This is a genomic window from Novosphingobium sp. HR1a, assembly GCF_015594425.1.
Lineage (GTDB): Bacteria > Pseudomonadota > Alphaproteobacteria > Sphingomonadales > Sphingomonadaceae > Novosphingobium > Novosphingobium resinovorum_A.
In genome coordinates this window covers 140,914-163,058 of the sequence record NZ_JABXWS010000102.1, presented here as the reverse complement: position 1 = coordinate 163,058, position 22,145 = coordinate 140,914, and the positions used below count along the sequence as shown (strand labels likewise).

24 protein-coding genes are annotated in these 22,145 nt (G+C 63.9%); 7 read left to right on the top strand and 17 right to left on the bottom strand.

Annotated features, from left to right (window positions below; translation table 11 throughout):
- Positions 1-17: 17 nt before the first annotated feature.
- The 8 genes from HWN72_RS27270 to HWN72_RS27235 all read right to left on the bottom strand — a co-directional run bounded on the left by HWN72_RS27270 (position 18) and on the right by HWN72_RS27235 (position 5,919).
- On the bottom strand, positions 18-569 hold the full coding sequence (locus HWN72_RS27270) for a hypothetical protein (protein WP_069709702.1): 552 nt from the start codon (positions 567-569) through the stop codon (positions 18-20).
- 6 nt (positions 570-575) lie between these two features.
- Positions 576-1,244, bottom strand: coding sequence for a LysE family translocator (locus HWN72_RS27265; RefSeq protein ID WP_008829503.1), 669 nt, complete (start codon positions 1,242-1,244; stop codon positions 576-578).
- A 195-nt stretch (positions 1,245-1,439) separates the two neighbouring features.
- Positions 1,440-1,601 carry a hypothetical protein gene (locus HWN72_RS27260; protein WP_156799967.1) on the bottom strand — a complete coding sequence of 54 codons (162 nt, stop codon included), beginning with the start codon at positions 1,599-1,601 and terminating at the stop codon, positions 1,440-1,442.
- A gap of 100 nt (positions 1,602-1,701) precedes the next feature.
- The gene (locus HWN72_RS27255) at positions 1,702-2,124 is read right to left on the bottom strand and encodes a hypothetical protein (protein ID WP_008829505.1); all 423 of its coding nucleotides are present in this window, start codon (positions 2,122-2,124) and stop codon (positions 1,702-1,704) included.
- A gap of 71 nt (positions 2,125-2,195) precedes the next feature.
- Complete coding sequence (locus HWN72_RS27250; protein ID WP_008829506.1) at positions 2,196-3,599, bottom strand: hypothetical protein; 1,404 nt, start codon at positions 3,597-3,599, stop codon at positions 2,196-2,198.
- 203 nt (positions 3,600-3,802) lie between these two features.
- The gene (locus tag HWN72_RS27245; protein ID WP_008829507.1) at positions 3,803-5,086 is read right to left on the bottom strand and encodes a type II toxin-antitoxin system HipA family toxin; all 1,284 of its coding nucleotides are present in this window, start codon (positions 5,084-5,086) and stop codon (positions 3,803-3,805) included.
- Positions 5,086-5,457 (bottom strand): helix-turn-helix domain-containing protein, encoded by a 372-nt coding sequence (locus HWN72_RS27240; RefSeq protein WP_248006376.1) that lies wholly within the window; start codon positions 5,455-5,457, stop codon positions 5,086-5,088. The genes HWN72_RS27245 and HWN72_RS27240 overlap by 1 nt, the downstream gene beginning before the upstream one ends.
- 258 nt (positions 5,458-5,715) lie before the next feature.
- The gene (locus tag HWN72_RS27235) at positions 5,716-5,919 is read right to left on the bottom strand and encodes a hypothetical protein (RefSeq protein ID WP_008829509.1); all 204 of its coding nucleotides are present in this window, start codon (positions 5,917-5,919) and stop codon (positions 5,716-5,718) included.
- A gap of 336 nt (positions 5,920-6,255) precedes the next feature.
- Between HWN72_RS27235 and HWN72_RS27230 the strand changes: the two genes are divergently transcribed.
- From HWN72_RS27230 to rpoD, 4 genes are all read left to right on the top strand, one after another.
- A complete protein-coding gene (locus HWN72_RS27230; protein WP_008829510.1) occupies positions 6,256-7,179 on the top strand; it encodes a DUF2268 domain-containing putative Zn-dependent protease in 924 nt (307 codons plus the stop codon).
- 190 nt (positions 7,180-7,369) lie between these two features.
- Positions 7,370-7,741: an alpha-ketoglutarate-dependent dioxygenase AlkB gene (locus HWN72_RS27225; protein ID WP_309141594.1), complete on the top strand. Its 372-nt coding sequence runs from the start codon at positions 7,370-7,372 to the stop codon at positions 7,739-7,741.
- A gap of 166 nt (positions 7,742-7,907) precedes the next feature.
- A complete protein-coding gene (locus HWN72_RS27220) occupies positions 7,908-8,057 on the top strand; it encodes a hypothetical protein (RefSeq protein WP_156799965.1) in 150 nt (49 codons plus the stop codon).
- Between the two features lie 692 nt (positions 8,058-8,749).
- Entirely contained in the window at positions 8,750-10,807 is a 2,058-nt protein-coding gene (gene rpoD, locus HWN72_RS27215; RefSeq protein ID WP_375154549.1) for an RNA polymerase sigma factor RpoD, read from the top strand.
- Between the two features lie 203 nt (positions 10,808-11,010).
- Here rpoD and HWN72_RS27210 read toward each other — a convergent pair whose 3' ends face one another.
- Positions 11,011-11,634: a plasmid pRiA4b ORF-3 family protein gene (locus tag HWN72_RS27210; RefSeq protein WP_069709696.1), complete on the bottom strand. Its 624-nt coding sequence runs from the start codon at positions 11,632-11,634 to the stop codon at positions 11,011-11,013.
- A 93-nt stretch (positions 11,635-11,727) separates the two neighbouring features.
- Between HWN72_RS27210 and HWN72_RS32095 the strand changes: the two genes are divergently transcribed.
- Positions 11,728-11,862: a DUF6771 family protein gene (locus tag HWN72_RS32095; protein WP_338043884.1), complete on the top strand. Its 135-nt coding sequence runs from the start codon at positions 11,728-11,730 to the stop codon at positions 11,860-11,862.
- Between the two features lie 518 nt (positions 11,863-12,380).
- On the opposite strand, the gene HWN72_RS27205 is transcribed toward HWN72_RS32095, so the two are convergent.
- Positions 12,381-12,875: a hypothetical protein gene (locus HWN72_RS27205; protein ID WP_069709695.1), complete on the bottom strand. Its 495-nt coding sequence runs from the start codon at positions 12,873-12,875 to the stop codon at positions 12,381-12,383.
- A gap of 164 nt (positions 12,876-13,039) precedes the next feature.
- On the opposite strand from HWN72_RS27205, the gene HWN72_RS27200 reads away from it, so the two are divergent.
- Complete coding sequence (locus HWN72_RS27200) at positions 13,040-13,618, top strand: hypothetical protein (RefSeq protein ID WP_156799964.1); 579 nt, start codon at positions 13,040-13,042, stop codon at positions 13,616-13,618.
- 185 nt (positions 13,619-13,803) lie between these two features.
- Positions 13,804-14,864, top strand: a protein-coding gene (locus tag HWN72_RS27195) for an IS630 family transposase (RefSeq protein WP_375154548.1) whose coding sequence is annotated in 2 segments (ribosomal slippage) — positions 13,804-14,275 and positions 14,275-14,864 — 1,062 coding nt in all. Because the reading frame shifts where the segments join, the coding sequence is not laid out codon by codon here.
- 112 nt (positions 14,865-14,976) lie between these two features.
- On the opposite strand, the gene HWN72_RS27190 is transcribed toward HWN72_RS27195, so the two are convergent.
- From HWN72_RS27190 to HWN72_RS27160, 7 genes are all read right to left on the bottom strand, one after another.
- Positions 14,977-15,906, bottom strand: a complete 930-nt coding sequence (locus HWN72_RS27190; RefSeq protein WP_069709691.1) for a lysozyme inhibitor LprI family protein — start codon at positions 15,904-15,906, stop codon at positions 14,977-14,979.
- Between the two features lie 89 nt (positions 15,907-15,995).
- The gene (locus tag HWN72_RS27185; protein ID WP_069709690.1) at positions 15,996-18,623 is read right to left on the bottom strand and encodes an AAA family ATPase; all 2,628 of its coding nucleotides are present in this window, start codon (positions 18,621-18,623) and stop codon (positions 15,996-15,998) included.
- Positions 18,620-19,738, bottom strand: a complete 1,119-nt coding sequence (locus tag HWN72_RS27180) for a DNA repair exonuclease (RefSeq protein ID WP_069709689.1) — start codon at positions 19,736-19,738, stop codon at positions 18,620-18,622. The genes HWN72_RS27185 and HWN72_RS27180 overlap by 4 nt, the downstream gene beginning before the upstream one ends.
- A gap of 35 nt (positions 19,739-19,773) precedes the next feature.
- Positions 19,774-20,448 carry a hypothetical protein gene (locus HWN72_RS27175; protein WP_069709688.1) on the bottom strand — a complete coding sequence of 225 codons (675 nt, stop codon included), beginning with the start codon at positions 20,446-20,448 and terminating at the stop codon, positions 19,774-19,776.
- 353 nt (positions 20,449-20,801) lie between these two features.
- A complete protein-coding gene (locus HWN72_RS31685; RefSeq protein WP_069709687.1) occupies positions 20,802-21,059 on the bottom strand; it encodes a LuxR C-terminal-related transcriptional regulator in 258 nt (85 codons plus the stop codon).
- 128 nt (positions 21,060-21,187) lie between these two features.
- The gene (locus HWN72_RS27165) at positions 21,188-21,745 is read right to left on the bottom strand and encodes an EcsC family protein (protein ID WP_069709686.1); all 558 of its coding nucleotides are present in this window, start codon (positions 21,743-21,745) and stop codon (positions 21,188-21,190) included.
- 54 nt (positions 21,746-21,799) lie between these two features.
- Complete coding sequence (locus HWN72_RS27160; protein ID WP_069709685.1) at positions 21,800-22,015, bottom strand: hypothetical protein; 216 nt, start codon at positions 22,013-22,015, stop codon at positions 21,800-21,802.
- Positions 22,016-22,145 lie beyond the last annotated feature (130 nt).

Here is a 22,145-nt window from a genome sequence, read left to right as displayed (position 1 = left end):
TGCCTCTTTTCGCGAGATTAGCGTCCTTTCTCCACCTCTAGGCTTTGCAGAGCCTTCCGGTCTTCGTGCGAAACGAATTCGCAGGCCAGCAAGGTTTTACGATGAAGGGCGCCGCTTTCCCGTGCCACGATCGAGATAATCCCGAGGTCTTTCATGGCCTGCCGGTCATCGGGCAATTCACGGGAAAATCCGCGTTTCGATGCGCCCAGCAGGTGGTTGTTTTCCCGGACCAGATGATAGCGCTGCGCTGCCTGTTCAGCGACTTCGCCGTCCAGCAGCACACCGATGGAGGTGCCAGCGAACACAGCGGCCCGGGCTGTGAGGCCTTCGCGCTCGATGGGCGTGGGCAGGGCATAGATCGCACCCAATACTGACGTGTCGGGCCGACCGAGCTTTTCGGCTTCCTCATAAAGCTGCGTAGCAAGCCCGAAGCTGTAGGCGGGTTCGCATAGGGCGGCGCCGAAGAAGTCCGGCTGTGCCGCCGGACCGGCTGCAAGGCTGCTGTTCGGAACGAGCATCGCCGTGATTGATGCCGCAGCCAGGATGCGAATTTTTTGGCAGTTCAACATGGTATCCTAATTCGAAATGACTTCCTGGTCGCGGGTCAGGTGCGGCGCGAGAGTTCCCGTGCGGCCTGGCCCAAGACGATCACGCCGGTTGATCCGATGATGGCGGCTGCGGCACGCGTGATGCGTTGCAGCGCCGATGGCCGGGCGATCACGCTGCGGGCGCGATGCGCCAGGATTGCGTAAGGCGCCAGCGTGACCACCAGCGTCAATGCCGTGACGCATGCCAGCGCAGCCCATTGCGCCAGTCCGACCGACCGCGCCGAGATCCAGAACCGTGGGCAAAAGGGCAAGGTAGAACACGATGGTCTTGGGGTTGCCCAGCGTCAGCGAATATCCGCTGAGAAACGAGCCAAGGCCGCTCGGGCTTTCCTTTGCGCGCGCCTGAACGATACCGCCCGTACTGGTCCACATTTTCCAGGCGATGTAGGCAAGATAGCAGCCGCCCAGAACCTTGATGACCAGGAAGGCGCCCGAGAAGGCCTTGGCGATACCGGCAAGTCCGGCGACCGCGACGGTAAGGTAGGTCAGATCGCCCAGAATGATCCCGCCAAGCAGGAACAGGGCCGCCTTCAGCCCATTGCCCATAGACTGGCCCACGACCGCCGCGACCCCTGGGCCCGGAATTGCGGCGGCAATGCCCAGCGCTGCCGAATAGGTGATGAGGGACGCGATCATGGCTGTCTTTCGGAAATACTAGTGGCGGCGATGCGGGCATAGCCGCGCTGTCACTAGGCGCAGGCTGCGCGCGCCGCCAGAGCAATGGCGGCATTGCAGTGCAGCTTTGCGGTGTCGAACATTGGAAAGTCGGGCATGTGGTGCTGGTCGATCAGCAGGAACAAATCCGTGCATATGCACACTGCCTTCACGCCGCTAAAACCCCGCTACCCTATCCACGCTACGCAGTCCTTCGAGCACGATGCCGAACTTGTAGCCTGCAGAGAAAAACCGCCTCGTCTGCCGGCCGGCGCCGTTCACCGCCGCTTCGGCAGAGACCTTGGTTGGCAATTTTCGCAACAAGCGATTGGGCTTCATATGCGTTCCTTTGTCACTACGAGGAAGTCCAAACCCTCCTGAAATCTCAACTCCTGATCTGTGCCAAGGCCGCTGACGGCGGATAGCCTCATCGCGTTGATTATGCTCTGCCCTCGAAATCTCGGCGCCACTTGTCGCATTGCAGTGCAAGCTGCTCTTCCACGGATGGCCAGTCAAAAGTAAACGCGCGAGCGGCCGCCCGCGTCGGGTCCGCGTAATCTTCGGCGGTCAGGGGCGCTGTGCCTTGAACCACCACACACGTCATATCGGGGTACCCACGTGGTGAGGTGAAGGCGCGCAGGACCAGCAGCGGCCTGGACAGATCGTCAGGTCTCAGCCGATAAATCGGATGCTCGGGCTCGGGACAACGTTCGCGCACAACGAGGGCCAGGTTTGCCAGATCGATGCTCGCTCGGCGACGAATGACATCCATCAATACCGGATAGATGGCCCGGGCCATTGTCTCGTCATCACGCGTGATGTGAAGGTCAGCCAAAATGGCGGATTGGGTGTGAGGACGCAATTTTCACAGCTCCCTGCATCGGCATTGTAAGTACGTAGGCCAAAAGATCCTCTGCAACCCTCAGCCGCGGATCATGTCCGGAACAGTGCCAGCAAGAACTCCGGCTGCTGATTGGTGATGGCGAGCGTTTGCGCCGCGAGTTGCTGGCGCAATCGGAGCGCGGCAATTTGAGCCGACTGAACCGACATGTCCGCATCCACCAGGTTGCCGAGCGCCTCGGTGGCGATGTCAATGCCGATGGTCTGGGTATGTTGGCGCACCTCAAGGGACCCCGAGTGGGCTCCAAAATAGCGCAATGCGGAACCTACGGTGCCACTGGCGCTTGCGACTTTCTGCGCCAAGCCGTCAGGGTCTTCCCAATCGATAGGATCGAGGCCGAGTGATCTGAGGCTGAGATCGCGCGATACAATGCGTTCGGTGCCGCCTCGCGTATCGGTTGCAAAGTCGTATCGCACATTCCCTCGTCCGGTGGTTTGTGTGCCCGCGGCGATCTTGACGACATCGCCGGTCGATGCGGGCGAAGAACCGTAGGATCGCATCGAAATCGCACCCACCGCCCAGGCGCTCGAGGCGTCATGCCCGCTATTGTTGACCGTGACCGTTAGCGGGCCGCGCGCGGGGTCATAGTCGAAGCTCAGGACACTGAGGCCGCTGCGAGCCGCACCTTCGCCGACTTGCGCACCTTGCGCTTCCGCCGGCTGACCCGTGGCGGCAAGCCGGATCCCGCCCTGCCATATTTCCGTGGTGTCCGCTCGTTCGTAGGCGTCGAACGCGATGTCGATGTGTGCTGCCACTGGGCCGGGATCGAGTGCAAACTCGGCGACGACCCCTTCGGGCAATGCCCGTTCGCCAAACGGATCGTCCCTGGCCGCAGCCACCTGTTCCGGGTCCGCCGAGGCGAGGGGAGGATCGAATGCTGCAGACGTCTCATACGCAATTGCGCTTTTCCAGCGCTCTACAGGCTCGGGGATCGCAAGGTCAGGATCCTGGAGCTGCAGCCCTTCGATCGCGAGGCCGGCGTTACCGGCAGGCACACGGATTTCAATGTCCTGGCCATTCGCGGGATCATAATCGAAGCTGAGAATGAATGGCCCGGCCTCGGGCGTTCCGGGGGCGACCGCCTCGCTGCTGCGGACATAGTCCGCTCCCGATGCGGCGACACGCACCCCGTTTTGCCAGATTTCAACTACACCGGCACCGCTCGAACCTTCAAAGCTGGCGGAACCTGTGTCGACCAGAAGGTTTATCCGGCCTGAAGTGACGCCGGCGTCCACCTGAAACGTGCGGGCAGCGTTGGTGGTGATCGGCAGATATGAGGGATCTTCCGGCGCCAGCGGGCTAATGAGTTCCTCGAACCCGCTGGGCGTAAGGTCTGAAGTCGGCAATGTGAAACGCCGCGTTCCGCTTACCAGCGTTTCATCGCTGCCGGGGGGCATAGCGCTCGCCGCACCGCCGGCGACCAGGTCGGAGAGCATGTGCGCCGGGTTTACTGTCGAATCCGGAAGGCTGTAGGTCGTACGTGTTGTGGTCTGGGTGACTGCTTTTCCCTTGAGCGCTCGCAAGCTCGTCCTTTGCGCGCTGCAGCTGTTTGCGCGCATTCTCCCGAAAGTCGATCATGGCCTTCTCCTTGGGGCATTGCGGGGCGGGGCAGTGGGCAGCGAGGAGTGCGAGGATCGGTTCAGCCGCGCGCTTCCTGGACGATGCGCAGGCCCTCAAGGCGCAACAGCAGGGCGCTCGCGCGCTCGCGGGGCAGCAACTCGGGCATCAGGGCAGGCCAGGTGTCCAGCGCCTTGACTACGATATTCCGTACCTCGCGCGTCATCCATCGCGGATCGAGATCCAGGAACCTGGCGACCCGTTCGAAGCGGTGCAGGTTGACGGTCTCGAAGCTGCGGGTGCCGATGAATTGCAGCGCCATCGTGTCGCCCGGCATGAACAGAACCGTGGGCACGATGTCGTAAGCCGGTGAAAGGCGGATCTGCCCGGGCGCCGGAAAACGGAAAGACCAGTTTTTGAGGTGGTTGTCGCCATTGCCCAGAAGCACGTCGGCGACAATGCGCCGTACCGCCTCCAGGATGTCGCTGCGGTTGTCGGTGCTGAAGCGCCGTACGGCGTTGATCACCGTCTCGCTCGTACCCATGGTATACTTGCGCTCTCCCGCAGCGCCCAGGATCTGCGCGGTGTCCTCGATGTGGATGCGGTTGCCGTCGCTCGAGCGGTCGAAGCGCTCGACGACCAGGATCTGGTCGCCGTGCTCCAGCATCTCCTCGGGTATCCCCTCGACGACGTCGCGCGAGACCAGCCGGCAATCGGCGGTGTTCACGCCCAGTGAGCGCGCAAGCAGCATGCCAGCATGCTCCGCCTCGGGCAGGCCGGCGTACCGCTCGCTCGCGACTTTGATGATGCACCGCCCGCTTTCTCCGCGCCCGGGCACCGTCAGGCGTTCGTCATGAAGGTTGGCGGTGAACTTGAGCTGCACGCCCGCCAGCGAGAACTTGACGAGCCCGCTGGGCAGGGGCGCCTGAAATCCGCGTGTGTCGACCATTTCGGCCGGCCCGGCCGAGGCGGGAAATTCCGTCTCGGGCGTCACCAGGACGGCGCCGGGCAGGTCGGCGCCCAGCCTGGTGAGCACATCGAACTGGTCATGATCCCCGGGGCCCATCTCACCCAGCACCATCTCGTGCAGCGCCCCTTCAGGGAGCAGGCCGGAGAACCACGGCGGCAGGAAACCGTTGATCGCCACCTTTTGGGTGCGCGCTGCAAGCCTGTCGCGCGTGCCCTCGGCCGAAGAAGGATCGAACCAGCCCAGGCTCAGGACAGGTCGCTGTTCGTCCTGAAGGTAGGTCTCGGCAACGACGAACGAGACACCCCCGTCGCCATCGCGGGTAAGGGTCCCGACCCGCGTCGGGCCGCGCGACGCATCGAGCAGATGCACGCCCATGACGGCAGGTATCTTGGCCATCAGTCAGTGCCGTCCTTCGCCGGTTCGTCACCCGGCTCGCCATCCGACTCATTGCCGTGTTCGCTCCCAAGGTCGATGAACAGGTCGTCGAAGGCGGTGGTCACGGGCCTTGCGCGGTGGCCCGTGCCCGCGGTGCCTGCGACCGTCTCCAGCACCTTGTCCACCTGATCGCGCGGCACCAGAACCGGGACGACGCTCAGCGCATCACAGGCTTCGGCCAGCAACGTCAGCCGGTCACGGCCCCACCGCGATCCAAGCAGATCGCGCTCCAGTTCCGAGATCCGGGCGGGATCCCTGCCCAGTCGCCGCGCAAGGGCTGGCTGGGTCAGCGAGCGGGCTTTGCGCCACTTGCGCAATTGCTGGCCCAGCATGGGGAATGGCTGATAAATCATGCGGAATGCCGCTATTCCTGTCGATTGAATGCGTAATACCGCTAGTTCAGTTTCGAAGACATGACAAGCGAAAAGCCGCATTGATCGAGTATTTTATGCGGAATACCGCTATTTTTAACAGGGTGAGAGGGATGCGCGCCCGCACATGTCTGCGCGCGATCTCTCGAAAATCGATCATGCGCCGCACGCCGGGAGCGTTGCGTTGCGCGGGCCAGCGCCTGGTCGGGCACACGCCTCTCAGAACAATAGATCGACGGCCCTCACAATCTCCTCATTGCGCAGCGTAAGCGCGGATGAGCCTATCGAAATCTCGACCTCGCATGCCGCGGGGTCCTGCGATTGTCGCAGGTTGCCGAACAGCCAGATGCCCGTCTCTCGCGCCACGCGGTCGCGCGATGCCAGCCAGCACTCCGGCTCGCCATCAAGCTTGAGATGGAACATGTTCGTGTGGGGCACAGAGGGCGTGATGCTCGCGCCTGTCCCCGACGCCTCGAAAGGCTGGGCGGGATGAACGGGGCCATTTCGGCGAGATGGCGGCAGGTCAGTCGTGGCCGGGTGCGTTCGGCTGCCAGGGCGTCGTCTTCAAGCATGGCTGCCCTCTTGCCGCGCGAGCAGCGCCGCAGCAAGGCCGTAGCGCCTGCGCGCGTGGGGGGCTCTCCTGCGCGTTCGGCTCCCGCATTCCGGTGCCGGTCGCGTCGGGCGGGTGCCGGCACAACCCCTCTGGCAACGCGCGCCCGACCTGTTACGCTGCCGCGGATCGAAGCTTAAGGGGGGTAAATGGTGCGCAAACGTCTGGGTCTTGTGGCCGCGAGCGCAGCAGGGGTCTTGGCCTTCATCGTGCCGGTGCAGGCGCAAGACCTCGCCCAGATCCGCATCGAGGACGTAGCGCGCTTCTACCGGGTTTATGACGAGGCCCGCGGCGCTCCTTCGGCCCGGGTGCTCCAGCAAGATTACATCGAGGCCGGCAGTGACGGGGTTCGTCAGTTTGTACCGAACCGGATCATCTCCGGGTCCTCGCTGGCGAAGGTCATTCAGCAGAACCGTGCCGTCTACGACGAGGCTCGAACATGTATGACCGTGCTGCCACAGGTGTCCGGCAAGCTCCAGACGGCGTTTCGCACGCTCGCCCGTCTCGATCCGCAAGCCACCTTCCCGCCCGTCACGATCCTTGTCGGGGGGAACAACAGTGGAGGGACGACCGGAAAGTCAGGTGTGCTTATCGGGCTTGAGGTCGCATGTAGGGCATCGTGGTTGCAGCCCGATCCCTCGGACCGCCTGTTCCACCTGATCGCGCACGAATACGGGCACATCGAGCAGGACCCAGCGCTCGATGATGAGAATGCGCCGACCACTGTCCTGCGCCAATCGCTCATCGAAGGAACTGCCGAGCTCGTCGCCGAGCTGATCTCGGGTCAGGTGAGCAATGTACACCTGCAGTCGTGGACGCAGGGGCACGTCGATGAGATCGATGCGAGGTTCCTGGCCGATGCCGACAGCTCAGACCTGTCTGGCTGGCTTTACAATGGCGTGGGCACCCCCGATCAGCCCGGCGATCTAGGGTACTGGGTGGGCTATCGGATCGCCAGGGCTTTCTATGACAAGGCCGGCGACAAACGTGCAGCGCTTCGCACGCTGCTGGACCTGAAGAATCCCAAAGACATTCTCGCCGGGAGCGGTTGGGGAACGGGGCCGCATGGCTGACGTTCCGGGCCCGGGTGGACCCACTGCAAACGCCCCGGAGCAGGGGAAATGACCGAGGGGAACGATAGCGGCGAGGCTCATCCGCAAGATCGACGAGAGTCATTTGACGCCGTTTCGCTTTCAGGGCTGGACTGGAAGACGGCTCACGGCATCGTTCGGGTGGTGCTATGACTTCGAGGCGGCCAAGCCCATGGAAGCGCCGTCGATCCCGGACTGGCTGCCGCCGTTTCGCGACCGTGCAGCGCATTTTGCCGGCCTTGCTCCCCTACTGCTGATCCAGGCCTTGTTGATCCGGTACGATCCCGGTGCCGGCATCGGCTGGCACAGGGATCGCCCGGTCTACGAGCACATCATCGGCATATCGCTCGGAGAGCCCGCGACCATGCGCTTCCGGCAACGGCGCGGCGCAGGCTTCGCGCGGGCCTCAAGGCCTCTGGAACCACGTGCAGGATATCACATGAGCGGGGGTGCTCGATACGACTGGGAGCACAGTATCGCCGAGATGGAAATGCCGCGGTGGTCCATCACCTTTCGCAGCATGGCCAATGCATATGCGAGGTAATATTATAATCCTTCCGCTGAGATTTCAGGACGAGATCAAAGTATGTAATTGGTTACATCGACAATTCATGGCGAAGTAATTCAATTACCGGTTGAATGTCGTGATTTTGTCGCGAATCACTGGTAGAGGCTTCGGCTCGAAGCGCCAAAGGCGTTCGCAAGGAGAGATGATCGTGTTCGACCAGATAGACGCTGCCTACTTTCGGCAGCGCGCGCTTGAAGAGCGCGAAAGGGCTGGCAGTGCCAGGGGCAGCCTCGCGGAACGTTTCAGGCGCCGCGCTGCGGCCTTTGAAGCAAAGGCGCGCGCTCTGGCCTGATTGCCCACGTCTCATTGCATCCGCTGCTCATTCTTGTCTCCTGTCCCTTGCTTCGGCGAAATCCTGGTCTTCCGGTGTCGCGATTGTCGCCGCCGAGCAGATCACCGCAGGAGGTGGGCCAAGCCCGGTCAACGTCGACAATTCTCGTTGCAGATGGCGATTTATGAGGACGCTCTGCAATGCAGGGCATGCGACACAGGTCATGCACCCGTCACGATGGCACTCAAGGCATTCACACCGTAGAGATGCGCGTCGACTTATCGGGAACAAGCTTATGTGCAACCGGGCGCGCATGAAAGGCGATATCGAGACGATCTGGGGATCGCTCGCCGAACTCTGTGATAGCGCCAGAGGACCTTGATGCAGCGATCCGCGCGACTTTCCCGAGCGGGCAAGTTCGCGGTCTTGGCGTTGTCTTTCGACGGGTCGATCATGAGTTGCTCGAGGCGTTGGGGTTTCTCGACGCGGCCGAACAATTCGTTGAGGCGAGAGGCCGCAGTTCGGTAATGGCAATGCGGGTAGCTGGAATGACGTCCGCGCCGGTATACTCCCGAAGTCGTGGAAAGCGCGCTGGAACTGCGGGGCCTTCTCCGGCAATAGAGCCGCGATAATTGCCTTCCACGGTCTCGTGAACGGCACTCCAAAAACGAGTTGACGGCCAAGATATGAGCAGAAGCGAACGCGGCAGTGAAATGGAAGCGCCAGTTGTCGAGGCAAGCCGCGGGTCTGTCGCCAAGTTCATAGCCTATGCCAAGCGTCGCGGCACGATCACCGTCGACGAGCTGAACGTTGCCCTGCCGCAGGATCAGATGACCGCAGACCAGATCGAGGACGTCATGGCGGCGATGTCGGAGATGGGTATCAGGATCGTCGAGAACGAAGATGACCCGGATTCCGACGATACGCCCGCCGGGGGCGCCTTATCGCGTGAGGATGAGAGCGACGACGATCAGGCGCCCGGTAACGATGTGGGCGACGATGCAGCCGATGATGATGTAGGGGGCGTCGACGACGGGGCAGTTTTCGAAAGCCGCGGGCCGAAGCCGAAAAAAGCGGAGAGCCTGGGCAGCACGGATGATCCCGTGCGCATGTACCTGCGCGAAATGGGCGCGGCGGAGATGCTCACCCGTGAGGGTGAGGCCGCTATTGCCAAGCGGATCGAAGCGGGCCGCGACATGATGATCCAGGGCTTGTGCGAAAGTCCGCTGACGTTCCATGCCATCATCCACTGGTCCGAGGCGCTCAATGCCGGAGACATGCAGCTTCGCGAGATCCTCGATCTAGACGCAATGCTTGCGAAGGAACCGCAACCCGAGACATTCGGGGAGGACGCCGAGGCTGACGACGGCGGCGAGATCAGCGAGAAGACCGCAGGCCCATCGTTCAGCGATGAAGCGGAGCCGGAAGAGCAAAGCGCCGGTCAACTGGACGAGGACGGCAATCCGGTCGCGGCCGTGCGAACCGAAGAGGCGGACGCGGACGAGGGCAGTATCAGCCTTGCCCAGATGGAAGCTGCGCTGATGCCTGAGGCACTGGAGAAATTCGGGCTTATCGCCGAGCTTTTTCACAGCTTCGAGCGGGTTCAGGCGGACCGCACGGAAGCGGCGGGGTTGGGTATAGCCTTCCCTCATGCGCGCGAGGAACAGTATCTGCAGCTGCGCGCGGAACTGACCGCCGAGGTGGAGTCGGTCAAATTCCATGCCGCCAAGATCGAACAGCTGATCGACAACCTCTACGTGTCCAACCGCCGTCTCACGGCGCTGGGCGGCCAGATGCTGCGGCTGGTCGAGCGGCACAAGGTGAAGCGCGCCGATTTCCTCGAAGCCTACGTCGGCCGTGAACTGGATGACACCTGGGTGGCCGAGATGGCAGGCAGGGACAAGAAATGGGCCGCGTTCGCCGCCGCCGAAGCCGAGCCCGCCGAGCGTATCCGTAACGAGGTCACGGAAATCGCGGCGACCATCGGCATGGCGCTTCCCGAGTTTCGCCGCATCGTCAACATGGTCCAGAAGGGCGAGCGCGAGGCGCGTATCGCCAAGAAGGAGATGGTCGAGGCGAACCTGCGCCTGGTGATCTCGATCGCCAAGAAGTACCTTAACCGGGGGCTGCAGTTCCTCGACCTGATCCAGGAGGGTAATATCGGGTTGATGAAGGCCGTCGACAAGTTCGAGTACCGGCGCGGCTACAAGTTCTCGACTTATGCGACCTGGTGGATCAGGCAGGCCATCACCCGTTCGATCGCGGACCAGGCCCGCACGATCCGCATCCCGGTTCACATGATCGAGACGATCAACAAGCTGGTCCGGGCAAACCGGCGCTTCCTGCACGAGCATGGCCGCGAGCCCACGCCCGAGGAAATGGCCGAACAGCTCTCGATGCCGCTCGACAAGGTCAAGCGCGTGCTCAAGATCGCGAAGGAACCGGTGTCGCTCGAAACGCCTGTGGGCGACGAGGAAGACAGCCACCTTGGCGATTTCATCAGGGACGAGAACGCAGTCATCCCGGTGGACGCGGCAATCCAGGCGAACCTCAAGGAAATGATCACGCGAACGCTGGCATCGCTGACCCCGCGCGAGGAGCGCGTGCTGCGCATGCGCTTCGGCATCGGCATGAACACCGATCACACGCTGGAGGAAGTCGGTCAGCAGTTCTCGGTGACCCGCGAGCGCATCCGCCAGATCGAAGCCAAGGCGCTGCGCAAGCTCAAGCACCCCAGCAGGTCGCGCGCGATGCGAGCATTCCTGGACTGATAGGCGTTGCCCGTTTGGCGAACGTGTGTCCTCTTACCCGAGCACCGGATGCGTCAGAATTCACCTGTCCTGTTCGATGAAGGAAAATGGTGAGCGGACTGTCCGACAGGCGTTACAGGCAGCCTTATGATGCCGCTGCGCTGTCGGGCTCGGCTGGAAAATAGACTAAAGTTGACGTCAATGATGGCAGTGCAAACACGGGCTCAAGAACGCCTCCTTTGGTAATCGCCGCGAGACGCACGCATAGCGCTGGCGATGGCCTTGTTCGTCGCATCGGGTTCGAAGCGCTCAGGGTCGAAGTTCTTACCCGCCCAGCGGCGTACTGACTTATGCTCTTCATGTCGCTCATCGAGCCAGGCTTCCAGGAACTCGGCATAGCCGGGGTAACCTCCAACATCTTCTGGCGGGCCGGCCCTTGCACCTGCAACGCAGCGAGGATACTTGACGTCATCTTCGATCTGGCAGCGACGGAGCACCAGGCTGTGGCGCCAGTCATCGCCAAAGTCATATTGGTATGTGATCGTTAGCGATGCAGCGTCCTCGCAAGGGAAGGTCAGATCCTTGAGCTGTATGTCAGTCGCCTCAAGGACCTTCGGCCCGTAAGCACCAACCTCGATGGCCTCCGGCGCACCGATGGAAAGGCCCCCGACATTGAATTGGTGCAGGTGACTGTCGGTCCACCCGAATGCTGCTTGCAACACTTCGTGAAGCTGCGCGAAATTGAGGGTGCTGGGTAACTCCAGGGTGCGCGAAATAGCCGGCTCGACACCGACAATCCGGGCTTCTACGCGAATGATATAGGCGTAGGGGTCGTAAGGCTTGGCCATGGCGCGACCATGCCTGCGATAGCGTAGGGGATCAAGGTCTCGGCTGGCGAGGCAAGGTGACACACCGTTGGTAGCTGCAGAGGCGGACGCAGCATAACCGAACGTGCGCCTAAATGGGTGCGCCACGATCTGGAATCGAAGCACGACGTCATTCGCGCTCGTGCGGAGGAGACGCTGGCCGCGATGATTGCCGCGGCCCTGGCCGAGAATCCATCCTCCGGCAGCTAGTCGAAAAATGTCGAGAGCCTGCCTCTGCGTCACAGCAAGAGCGGCGCTCCGCCGCAGCCATTTGGCGGAATAATGACGTTTTTCGTTCCTGAGCATTGCGAATGAAGATTTCGAATGATTGGTCGGATTATCGGAACCATCGCAGGTAACCAGGCAGCGAAGCTGCGTTACGCAGCCCCCACGGTATTGCGCCGTTGAGGCTCACTTGGGCTGATCGCGGCCGCCGGGGGCGGTTACGCCTGTAACAGCTACCTGACGGCTTGCCGGTCTCCACTGCGCCGTGTTGGGGAGAACGTGCCCGGAAGGGCAAGTACCTTGGCTTCAAGATCGAAATTCCAAAGCTGTCCTAGCCGGCGGATATCTTGGACATGCGTGGAGCGTGTCGACGCTTACCCACGGCATCTAGACCGAAATGGTGACGGGGCAGGCTGCGAATAGTAATCGCCAATCTCGTTCGGAACCAATCATCATCGCCATTTTGAGCCGCCTCACTGAAATCGCGAGACGGCCCAGATCGGCTAGAAATCGGCCCGCAGGCCTAGGGCGTAGTAACGGTCGCCCGCGTTTCCCTTCACGCGGATCTTCGGACCGATCGGGAAGCTGACGGTTCCGTAGGGACGGATCTTTTCGCTGCTGAATCGAGCGCCACCGCCAAACTCAAAGCTGGCCGGCAGAGTGTAGGTCGCTTCGATCTTGCCGTAGGCTTTCACGGCAGTGTTGCTGCACTTTGCATCGTTCGCAAATTGTCCGGTGGAACTGTCACGGCATCGCGACTGACCGTTCGAGAAGTGATCCTCGTAGTACCGATCATTGTCGCCCTTGTAGACGAAGGCACCACCGATCGGCCGAAGAGTGAACCCGGATAGAGTGAAGTTGTAGCCGACGCCAAACTCACCGCCCCAAACGGAATGGGCGCGTGCGCCGTTTGCTTCAATTGCCACGCCTTTGGCAAGAGCAGCTGGCGCGGAGGAAAAGGCGAGGGCCGCGACCGCCGCCGCAATTAACTTTTTCACGAATATTCCCCTGTTAACAAAATGCCGTCCGGCCGTTAGATTGCCACATCTTTACAATCAACTGTCTCTGGTCAATTAAATGCCGGTGGCCGTCTGTTTCACCAATAATGATGGCTGGGATCGTGCGAAGCCGGTGCATTTTTTAACTTGGAAAAGTAGGTGTGATGCAACTTCAAGTGATGGTGGGTGGTAAGACTATAGCAGTTGACGGCGTGCTATTTCACAGTGCCGCGGCGATAGCGAAGTGGCAAAGGCTATTGGCCGAAGCTCAGCCACTAGTCGGTAGTTTTTCGACTGGAATTGGCATTTGGGGTTCACCTGGGGTCGCGCTGGCCGGTGCGGCTGCGCTAGGCTTTCTGGAAGCCGCCGTTACGGGAGCCAATCAGAAAAGGGGCTTCCACATTCTCGCGGAGGCGTATGCTGCTTATGAACGCCTGAAGCCGCGCGGCGTAATCGTTCCTGTCTCAGATATTTCAAACTGCGAGCATCCTGCCGTAGCCAATTGGAGAGCGCGTGGAGCCGTACCTTCCGAGATGGATGTGCGAAATATGGGAAGAGCCGAATTGGCGGGGCTTAAGGATCGCTATGGCGCGACGGATGAAGAGCTAAGGTCAGGCTTTTTGATAAGAGAGACAGTTCAGGACCTTATGGTCCTGCCGGATGAATTTGTGACATGTAGGTCCGGTGGCCGATTAATGATGATAAAATGGGACCGCGTAGAAACCTATGAGCTGCAAGACTAGGAGGTCATGTAGAAGATAGCCACCATGCCAGGGCCTGCGTGGTTGCCCGGTCCATGTTTACCGCTTCATAGACGAAGCCTGGGTGCTTGGGGACTTATACCAAGGTGCGTTGAGGCTGACTCACGCGGGGGATTCCCAAGCTCGTGAAAATCTGATTCGACGTAGCAGGCACGTGGAGGCTTGCGATGGCGGCAGCGATTGGGGTTCGGTCTGACTACACATCGGCGGATTTGCGGCAGTTTGCGCGACGAAGCGATGATGCGGATCAGGTCCGGCGGCTGTTGGCGGTGGCTCTGATCCTGGACGGCGGGAGCCGGAGCGAAGCGGCGAAGGTTGCCGGCGTCACGCTGCAAATCGTGCGCGACTGGGTCCTGCGGTTCAACGAAGGCGGCCCCGATGGTCTGACGACGCGCAAGGCGCCGGGCCGGGCCGCGATCCTCAATGACGAGCAGCGCGCGCGGCTTGCGGCGATAGTCGAGGCAGGGCCAATCCCCGCGGCGCATGGCGTGGTGCGCTGGCGGCTTGCCGATCTGACCCAGTGGATCTGGGACGAGTTCGCGCTCTCGGTCACGCGCCATACCCTCGGGCGTGAGCTTCGCGCGATGGGCTACCGCAAGCTCTCGGCGCGGCCCCGCCATCGGGGGCAGAAGGGCGACGACATTGCCGATTTTTAAAAAGCTTCGCTGCCCGCCTGGCGCAGATCAGGCGGCGCCTCCCGCGAGGAACGCCGATAGAGCTGTGGTGGCAGGACGAGGCTCGCATCGGTCAGCAAACCAAGCTCACCCGGCGCTGGGCGAAGCGCGGCACGCGGCCCTCGGCACCCAAGGATCAGCGGCGCTCCTCGGCATGGCTGTTCGGCGCGATCTGTCCCGCCGAAGGTAAAGCCGCCGGCATCGTCATGCCCCGCTGCAACAGCGAGACGATGAGCATGCACCTCGAGGAGATCGCCTTCCACGTCGCGCCAGGCGCACATGCCGTTCTGCTGCTCGATCAGGCCGGATGGCATGGATCGGTCGAGTTGGTCGTGCCGCCCAACATCACCTTGATGCCGCTGCCGCCCAGGTGCCCGGAGCTCAACCCCGTCGAGAACGTCTGGCAGTTCATGCGCGACAACTGGCTGTCGAACCGCATCTTCCAATCCTACGATGACATCGTCGACCACTGCTGCTTCGCCTGGAACAAGCTCGTCGAACAGCCCTGGCGCATCATGTCCCTCGGACTGCGTCAATGGGCCCATGGGTTCTGATCAATGCACCTTGGTATTACGTCGCGTTGGCGCATCAGCCGACTGCGCTCCGAAATGGTGCTGGTGCGGTGAGGGATCGTGACGGCGCCGAAACCGGCGCCGTCACTCGTTCTCAGTACGTCTCTTCGGACTGCTGGTAGGCTGTCCGGCTGACGAGATCGTTGATCTCGCTTGCGCGCTGGTTGTTGAAGCGGGCCTGGCACTGCAGGCGGGCGGCTTCGCGCTCGGTGGGATCGGTCGAAGTGTTGGCCGCCTCGATCTTGCACTCGGCGTCCTTGCGCTTGATCCAGGCGCGCTGCATTGGCAGCACGCGCTGGCGCACTTCTGAGGGCAGCGCGTTCCACGAGGCGTTGATGCCCTGCATGGCGAGATCGTTGGTGGCCTTCGCTTCCTCATAGACCGCCTCGCGCTGGTCGGTCTGCGCCTGCTCTGCCTGCTGCTGCTCGGCGGCTTCCTGATCGATGCGGCTGCGGTTGGCCTGTTCGACCGGCTTGCGCAGCAGGTGTCCGCCGACGATATCGCCGATCATGTGCGTGATCATGTCGGGATTCTCCACTTCGGCATAGACCTTCTTGCCGTCATCGGTGGGCTGGACGTTGAAGTCGGCGTCGAAGACGATGGCATTGGCGTCCTTGCGGATGCCTTCCTTGTCGGCGCGCTTGCCCAGCGTCTCCTCGCCAATCAGCGAGAATACCGCGTCGGCATCCTTGAGGATCTGCTCGGGGAAGCTCACCTTGAGATGGCCGGTGCAGAACTTCTTGCTGCTGTCCGGGTCTTCCTTGGTGGTGCGCACATCCTCGAAGACGAACTTGAGCTGGTCCAGCGTCGCGCGGATCTTCGAGCCGGTGGGCTGCGATCCGCCCTCCATGTTCTCGGCAGCCTTGAGGACGTATTTCTCAACCGCTTCGCGGACCGCATCGATCGCGGTCGTCTGGCCTGCGGGATCGAGGCAGCCCTGCGGGCCGGAAATCAGGTTCGAGATGGCATCGCAGCCTGTCAGGGACAGGCTGACGACCGAAATCAGGATCGCTCTGCGAAACATGGTTGTACCCCCTATTTGTACGGAGGCGCGGCAATAGGCCCGGTTCCTTGCGAACCGGTATCCGCAAAAACTGCGGAGTTGCCGTCTTGCTAAATTTTAATCCGCGTCCCCGCCACATGCCGGAACGCGCGTTCGCGGCAGGTCAGCAGGATCACCTGCATCCGCTCCGATGCCTCGACGATCAGGTCGGTCATCGCATCCAGGCGCACGTCGTCGGAATAGACCAGCGGGTCGTCGAGGATCAGCGAGACGGGGCGGCCTTCCTCCAGCAGCATGTCGGCGAAGGCGAGGCGGGTCAGGATCGCCAGCTGTTCCTGCGTGCCCCTCGACAACTGCTCGCAGGCCTCGTCCACCCCGGCGCGGCGGATAGTGGAAAGGCCGAGGTCGTCGCCGAAGGCCGGCTCGGCGCCCGGCAGGATGCGGCCGACATGGCGCGCGGCGCGGCTCGCCACCGGGCCGGTGATCGAGCGCGCGGTTTCCGCCTGCGCCTCGGCCATGGTCGCGCGCAGGAGTTTGAGCGTTTCAGCCTCCTCCTCGATGCGGATGAGCGCGGCGCGGGCGGCTTCGTCCTCCTCGCGCGCGGCGGCGGCGTGTTCGGCGAGGCCCTTGCCGCCGTCGCTTTCCACCTTGGCCTCAAGGCCCGCAATCTGCGCCTTCAGCTCGCTCTGGCGCTCCTGTGCCGTGCGGCGGCGCGCGGCGAACGTGTCGAGGCGGCGGGAGAGGGCGGTTTCGTCGAAGGCGCGCGCGTTCGCCTCGGCCTGCTGCAGCGCGACCGAGGTGGCAGCGGCGGCTTCGCGCGCGGCGATCAGCGTCGCGGCAAGGTCTGGGAAGTCGGCATGCGCGGCGAGCAGCGCCAGTTCGTCGGCCACGCGGGCGATGTCGCTGGCGGCGGCGGCCTCCTCGATGGCGAGGGGAACGCGCGCCTTCTCGGCCTCGCGCGCGTCGTCCTCGGCCTGCCGGGCCTGCGCTTCGGCGCGGGTGAAGGCGGTGTCGGCGCGGTCCTGATCGGCCTCCAGTTCCGCGATGGGGCGGGCAGGGGCCTCAGCCTCTCCGGCCTCCAGCGGGTGTGCGGCGACGAAGGCGTGCAGGGGTGCCGCTCCGGCGGCAAGGCCGAGATCGCGGTCGGCCGGCGCGGCGGCGAGCACGCGCGCGGCCAGCGTTTCCAGTGCGCGGGTCGCCTCGCGCGCGGCTTCGGCGCGGCCTTGAGCCTCGGCCAGCGTGGCGACCTGCCACTGCGCCAGCAGCGCGGCACGGCGGCCTTGCGCGCCGTCGAGCGCCGCCTGTGCCCCGGCCAGAGCCTGCGAGGGGCGCAGCACCAGTTCACCGCCGCCGGGCAACCCGATGCGGGTTTCGCGCGTCAGCGTCCATTCGCCCGGTTCGAGCGGCGCGCCGTCCTTGGTGATCCCTTTCGCCCCGATCAGTTCGACGCGGGTGCCGTCCGCTTCGAGCAGCGCGGCATAGCGCACCACCTCGCGCTCGGCGGCAGCGAGGTCTTCGAGCACGCGCGCGGGCACGGCCTGCTTCACCGCCGTATCGAGCGGGCCGCGTTCGGCCTCGAGCGCGGTGACTTGCGCAAGGCGTTCATGCGCGGCGGCGATCTGCGCGCGGCGGCGTATCGCGATGTCCTGTGCGCGGGCCTCTGTCAGCGCCGTACGCGCTGCGTCGCGCGCGGTTAGCGCCGTATCGAGAGCGCCGCGTGCCGTCTCGGCGCGGGTGTGCGCGGTGGCGAGACCCTCGGTCAGCCCTGCGAGTTGTTCGCGCGCCGCCGCCTGCCGCGCCTGCGCCGAAGCCTGCCGTTCGAGCGCGGCGACGTGGCGGGTGGACAAGTCCTCCAACCCGCCGAGCCGGGATGCCGCCGCGGCGCCTTCGGCCTTGCGGGTGGCGAGCTGCTGCGCCGCGCCGCGTGCGGTTTCGAGCCGGGCGAGGACATCGGCGCGCTCGGCGGCGTCGGGGTCGTCGTCCAGTTCGCGGCGCAGGGTCGCCAGCTGGCGGCGCGCGGCATCGAGATCGGCGAAGGCGGCTTCGAGCAATTCCTCGCGCCGCTGGGCTTCGGCCAGCGTTTCCACCGCCGCGCTTACGCGCTTCTGCGCGGCGAGCAGGCGCTGCGTCGGTGCGCCCGCCCGGCCGGTGAAATAGGCCGAATACTGGGTGTCGATGCGCGCGCGGATGCGCTCGAACGCGGGGCCGCCGACCAGCGCGCCCGCCTCGCCCTCCAGCGTCGCGCCGATCAGATCGCGCAGGGACGAGCCGGGGGCCTCCACCGAAAGCCCATCCGTCTGTGCCACCCACAACATGCCGAGCGCGCCGTGCAGATTTTTCGCAAAGTGGTCTTTCTGGAGCCCCGCCTCGAAGCCGAGCAGGTCTTGCAGCGCTTGTTCGGCAGCTTCGCCCTGCTGGCGTCCGGCGGGGCCTGACAGCTCCACTGAGGGGGCCTTGACGAACTTCTTGGTCAGCGACCACGCCGAACCGCCGACCTCGAAATCGAGCGCCACCTGCGGCCCAACATTGTCGCCGATGGGCTGGAACGAGCGGATCAGCTTCGTCGTCGAGCCGTGCTTGAGGAACAGCGCCGCGCGCACCGCTTCGAGCAGGGTGGACTTGCCCGTCTCGTTCGGCTCGATGACGATGTTGAGGCCCGGCGTCAGCCCGGCGATCTCGTGAGGTGCGCGGAACTTGCGGAAGTTTTCCAGCACGATGCGGCGGATCAGCAGGCTCATGCGGCGTCTCCCTGATCGCGGAGCGTTTCGACGAAGAGGCGTTCCAGTGCGCGGCGGGCGCGCGGCGCGTCGGGGCCGTCGGCCTCGATCTTCGCGCGAAGCAGGGCGCCGGCGCGGCCGATCATGCCTTCGCTGGAGAGCGCGGCGAGGTCTTCCTCGGTGGGCCGGGCCACCACGTCGGCGTCGCGCACGTCGAGATGGCGCAACCGGTGCGTCAGGTCGTCCTCGATGCGCGAGAGCATCGCCACGCGGTCGGTCAGCGGGACGATGCCGGAAAGCGTCAGGCGCAGCAGCGTGGCGGCAGGCTCGCAGGCGGCGAGGAGGTCTTCGGCCAGCGCCGCGAAGCCGATCGCGTCGGCCACCGGCCAGTCGCGCGACAGCCAGCGGAAGCGGCCGGTGGGCAGCGGCGTGACGCTCACCTTTCCGAGTTCCAGATCGACCAGCAGCGCTTGTCCGGGATCGTCGCGGCCGGGCTGGAAGCGGTCGGTCTCGGGCGTGCCGGAATACCAGGTGCGCGGATCGACCTGCAGCGTGCCGTGCCAGTCGCCCAGCGCCAGATAGTCGAGATTGGACAGCCGCGCGCGGTCGGGCGCGATGAGGTTCTTGGTGTCCCCCTGCGAGCCGAAGCCCCGGATCGAGCCATGCGCCAGCCCGATCCGCAGCCGCGCGCCGGGCGTTTCCATGCGGGCGAACGCCTCGGTCGGATCGTCGAGCGTGTGGCGGTGGAGCAGCGGCGCGGGCAGCAGCCACACGCCGTCCTCGATCTCATGCGGCGCGGGTTCGGACAGGACCGTCACATTCGCGCCGGCGCGCTTCCTCACGCGGTCCCACAAGCCGCCGTTACGGGCGAAATCGTGGTTGCCGGGGAGCAGCCACCAGCGGCAGGCGTGGGCTCCCATGCGGGAGACGGCCTGAACCACGGTGCGCTCGTCCGGCCCCTCGGTGTCGAACACGTCCCCGGCGACGAGGACATGGCCTGCGCCATGCTGCGCCGCCGCCTTGCCCAGCGTGTCGATGGCATCGAACCGCGCCTCGGTCAGCGCCGCGCGCGTCTCCGCATCGAAGCGGCCGAAGGGTTTGCCGAGCTGCCAGTCGGCGGTGTGGATGAAGCGCATGAGGTCCGGTGTCCGCTGGGGTTTAGGGGTGTCGTCTAGCGGGGCCTGTGCGCCGGGGCTACGACAGAAGCGGTCGAGGATGCTTTGGCCGGCCGCATTCCGATTACCTGCGCCGAAACCGGCCCGTCCTGTCCGCGCAGCCACCGGTCGATCGCGGCGAAGACGTCGGCGGGGTCATTGCCCAGCATGAGCGCCCTGATGATCGCCGAGCGGTGCCGGGTCATGTCCGGGCTGTAAGACTTGCCGTGATCGCGCCAATGGGCAGCCATCACGTTCTTCGCCTCCTCCTCGCTGCGGCGCTGGAGGTGCTCACCGGTGTCGGCGTCGATCCCCAGCCCGGCGAGGAACCGTGGGTCCACCGACGACCAGTCAAACGCGCGCGCGTGAGCCTGCCGCACGAACACGTCGGGCAGCGGGTTTTCGCCCTTCTTATTGACGACGAGGGTTGTCAGGTCGGGATACCGGTACGCCTGCGTATGACCGCGCAGCACTTCGAGGCGGCGGCCCATGCTCGTCGCGATTTGGGCGTGGATCGGGTGTTCCTGCCCAGTCAGCAGCTGGCGGGCGTCGAGGACCAGGTTCTCGAAAGTGATCGTCCGCGCTGCCTGTGCCCCGGCGACGGCGACGAGGACGGGATAGACCGCTCCGGCGATCGCGTGGTCTATCGGCGTGGAGTTGCGGCCGTCGGTCGGCGGAATGTCGTGCGGCATGGAGGCTCCTTGGCAGTTGCGGGATCGGTATCGGGGCACAGTGTGACAGTTCCGGTCGCGGCAGCTGTGACGTCGCTGTGGCGCTCCTGGATGCCGTTGTGTGCTGTTAAGTGCCGCCGCGTCGATCCGGGGAAATTACGGTTTTCCAGAAGGTTTACGCGATCTGGAAATTCCATGTGACAAAGCCGGGGCAAGCAGGCTCTTCCCGGGCCGCCTCAGCTCAGCCTTCGCACCGGGTGAGTGAAAGCGGCGGGCGGCTTCGGAAGCCTGGTGTCTCCCTCGGGAAACGTCTGCCTTCAAATGGCGTGTCGCAAGCCAGTGGGCCATCTGGGCAAACCCCGGATCGGGCGTCTTCAGGTTGATTCGCCGCGGGACAGGGCGATCAGTTGCGCGGTGCCGTTGGTGCGGGTCTTGGTGATGATCGCGGCGCGGTGGTCGTCCACCGTGCGGTCGGAGATGCCGAGCATCGGTCCCATCTCCTTGTTGGTGTAACCCTGCGCCATGGGGGCCAGCATTTCGCGCTCGCGCCGATGAGCAGGGCGGAGACAGCGGCGATGACGCGGGGACCATACCAGCTTTTGCGCTGCCCGGCCCAGCGGGTCGACCGCCATAGGATTGTCCCGAATCTCAAACGCGCGATGATTTTCCTGCCCTGGGACGTAAGGCAAAGATTGTCTCGCAGCTTACATCCGGGAAAATTCCAGGACAGAGGATATAGCGTGTCGGGAGGCCGGCGCTTTCACCTGGATTCGTCCTTCGGTTTGTGTGGTTGTTGGCGAATGCCGGTCAGGACGCGCGCGAAACAGGCGAGAACGGCTTCAGGATCGTGATCGCGCTCCAGCTTGCGCAGGCGGAAGTGGACGTGGGCCATCGTCTGGTAATACGAAGTGAAGGCTGGATTCAGCACCGCGCCGACCGCCGCGCTCACCAGCGGCATCGACTTGGCTACGGCTTCGGCGGTAACGGTTGGCAGCAGACGCGGGACGACGACACGCAGCATCGCTTCAAGCGTCTTGCCGCGCAGCGCCAGCCTTGCGCCGAACAGGCCGGTGTCGACGTCGTCGTCCTCGCTCAGCGGGCCGCCGAAGCCGAACACACCGATGCATTGCAGACGGACGGCCTCGTTACCGATGTCCTCGCCATAGCCGATCGCGATCTCCTGGATCGAGCGCAGTATGAGCGTGGTCGTCATGCCAAGATCCAGCGCCAGCGTCGTCAGGCCGCCGACGCCGCCGATGGCGCCGCTGACCGACGATGCGACTTGATGCCAGCGGTCTCCCGCGCATTTGGCAAGCACGGTGTTGAGGTAGCTACGCGATTCCGGCTCGGCCTGCGTTCCGCTGGCAGCGGCCTAGGACGTGCGCAGGGCAATGTCGGTCGCCTGCGCGACGGCGGCCTGCCAGCCTTCCGGCACTTTGCTGAGCGCGCTTTCGATCTTGTTGCCCAGCATGTTCGACAGCTTCACCACCGGCCCACTCGCCTCGCGATAGTTTTTCGCAATGGCGCGAAGTTCCGCGACCTCCTCGTCGTTGAACGCTGCGCAGGAATTTCCCAGAGTCATCGTCATCGAACCTCGAACTTGAACTGCATCGTTCGCCGCATCCAGTTTGTTCCCATACGCATTCCTTTATTGCCGCTTCCAAACCAACAGTCCGGGGCGGCTTAGGATTTGCGAAGCCCGCAGGTATGCGTCGTGT

Bases quoted from the DNA above. Each gene is read 5' to 3' on its own strand.
- HWN72_RS27245 (WP_008829507.1), bottom strand. From the start codon at position 5,086: ATGGCCAAGATACCTGCCGTCATGGGCGTGCATCTGCTCGATGCGTCG.
- HWN72_RS27265 (WP_008829503.1), bottom strand. From the start codon at position 1,244: ATGATCGCGTCCCTCATCACCTATTCGGCAGCGCTGGGCATTGCCGCC.
- HWN72_RS27220 (WP_156799965.1), top strand. From the start codon at position 7,908: ATGATCGTGTTCGACCAGATAGACGCTGCCTACTTTCGGCAGCGCGCG.
- HWN72_RS27240 (WP_248006376.1), bottom strand. From the start codon at position 5,457: ATGCTGGGCCAGCAATTGCGCAAGTGGCGCAAAGCCCGCTCGCTGACC.
- HWN72_RS31685 (WP_069709687.1), bottom strand. From the start codon at position 21,059: ATGGCGGTCGACCCGCTGGGCCGGGCAGCGCAAAAGCTGGTATGGTCC.
- HWN72_RS27250 (WP_008829506.1), bottom strand. From the start codon at position 3,599: ATGCTCTCCGACCTGGTCGCCGGCGGTGCGGCGAGCGCTATGCCCCCC.
- HWN72_RS27235 (WP_008829509.1), bottom strand. From the start codon at position 5,919: ATGTTCCATCTCAAGCTTGATGGCGAGCCGGAGTGCTGGCTGGCATCG.
- HWN72_RS27225 (WP_309141594.1), top strand. From the start codon at position 7,370: ATGGAAGCGCCGTCGATCCCGGACTGGCTGCCGCCGTTTCGCGACCGT.
- HWN72_RS27185 (WP_069709690.1), bottom strand. From the start codon at position 18,623: ATGAGCCTGCTGATCCGCCGCATCGTGCTGGAAAACTTCCGCAAGTTC.
- HWN72_RS27190 (WP_069709691.1), bottom strand. From the start codon at position 15,906: ATGTTTCGCAGAGCGATCCTGATTTCGGTCGTCAGCCTGTCCCTGACA.
- HWN72_RS27160 (WP_069709685.1), bottom strand. From the start codon at position 22,015: ATGACGATGACTCTGGGAAATTCCTGCGCAGCGTTCAACGACGAGGAG.
- HWN72_RS27270 (WP_069709702.1), bottom strand. From the start codon at position 569: ATGTTGAACTGCCAAAAAATTCGCATCCTGGCTGCGGCATCAATCACG.
- HWN72_RS27180 (WP_069709689.1), bottom strand. From the start codon at position 19,738: ATGCGCTTCATCCACACCGCCGACTGGCAGCTCGGCAAACCCTTCGGC.
- HWN72_RS27200 (WP_156799964.1), top strand. From the start codon at position 13,040: ATGCAACTTCAAGTGATGGTGGGTGGTAAGACTATAGCAGTTGACGGC.
- HWN72_RS27175 (WP_069709688.1), bottom strand. From the start codon at position 20,448: ATGCCGCACGACATTCCGCCGACCGACGGCCGCAACTCCACGCCGATA.
- HWN72_RS27260 (WP_156799967.1), bottom strand. From the start codon at position 1,601: ATGAAGCCCAATCGCTTGTTGCGAAAATTGCCAACCAAGGTCTCTGCC.
- rpoD (WP_375154549.1), top strand. From the start codon at position 8,750: ATGGAAGCGCCAGTTGTCGAGGCAAGCCGCGGGTCTGTCGCCAAGTTC.
- HWN72_RS27230 (WP_008829510.1), top strand. From the start codon at position 6,256: ATGGTGCGCAAACGTCTGGGTCTTGTGGCCGCGAGCGCAGCAGGGGTC.
- HWN72_RS27210 (WP_069709696.1), bottom strand. From the start codon at position 11,634: ATGGCCAAGCCTTACGACCCCTACGCCTATATCATTCGCGTAGAAGCC.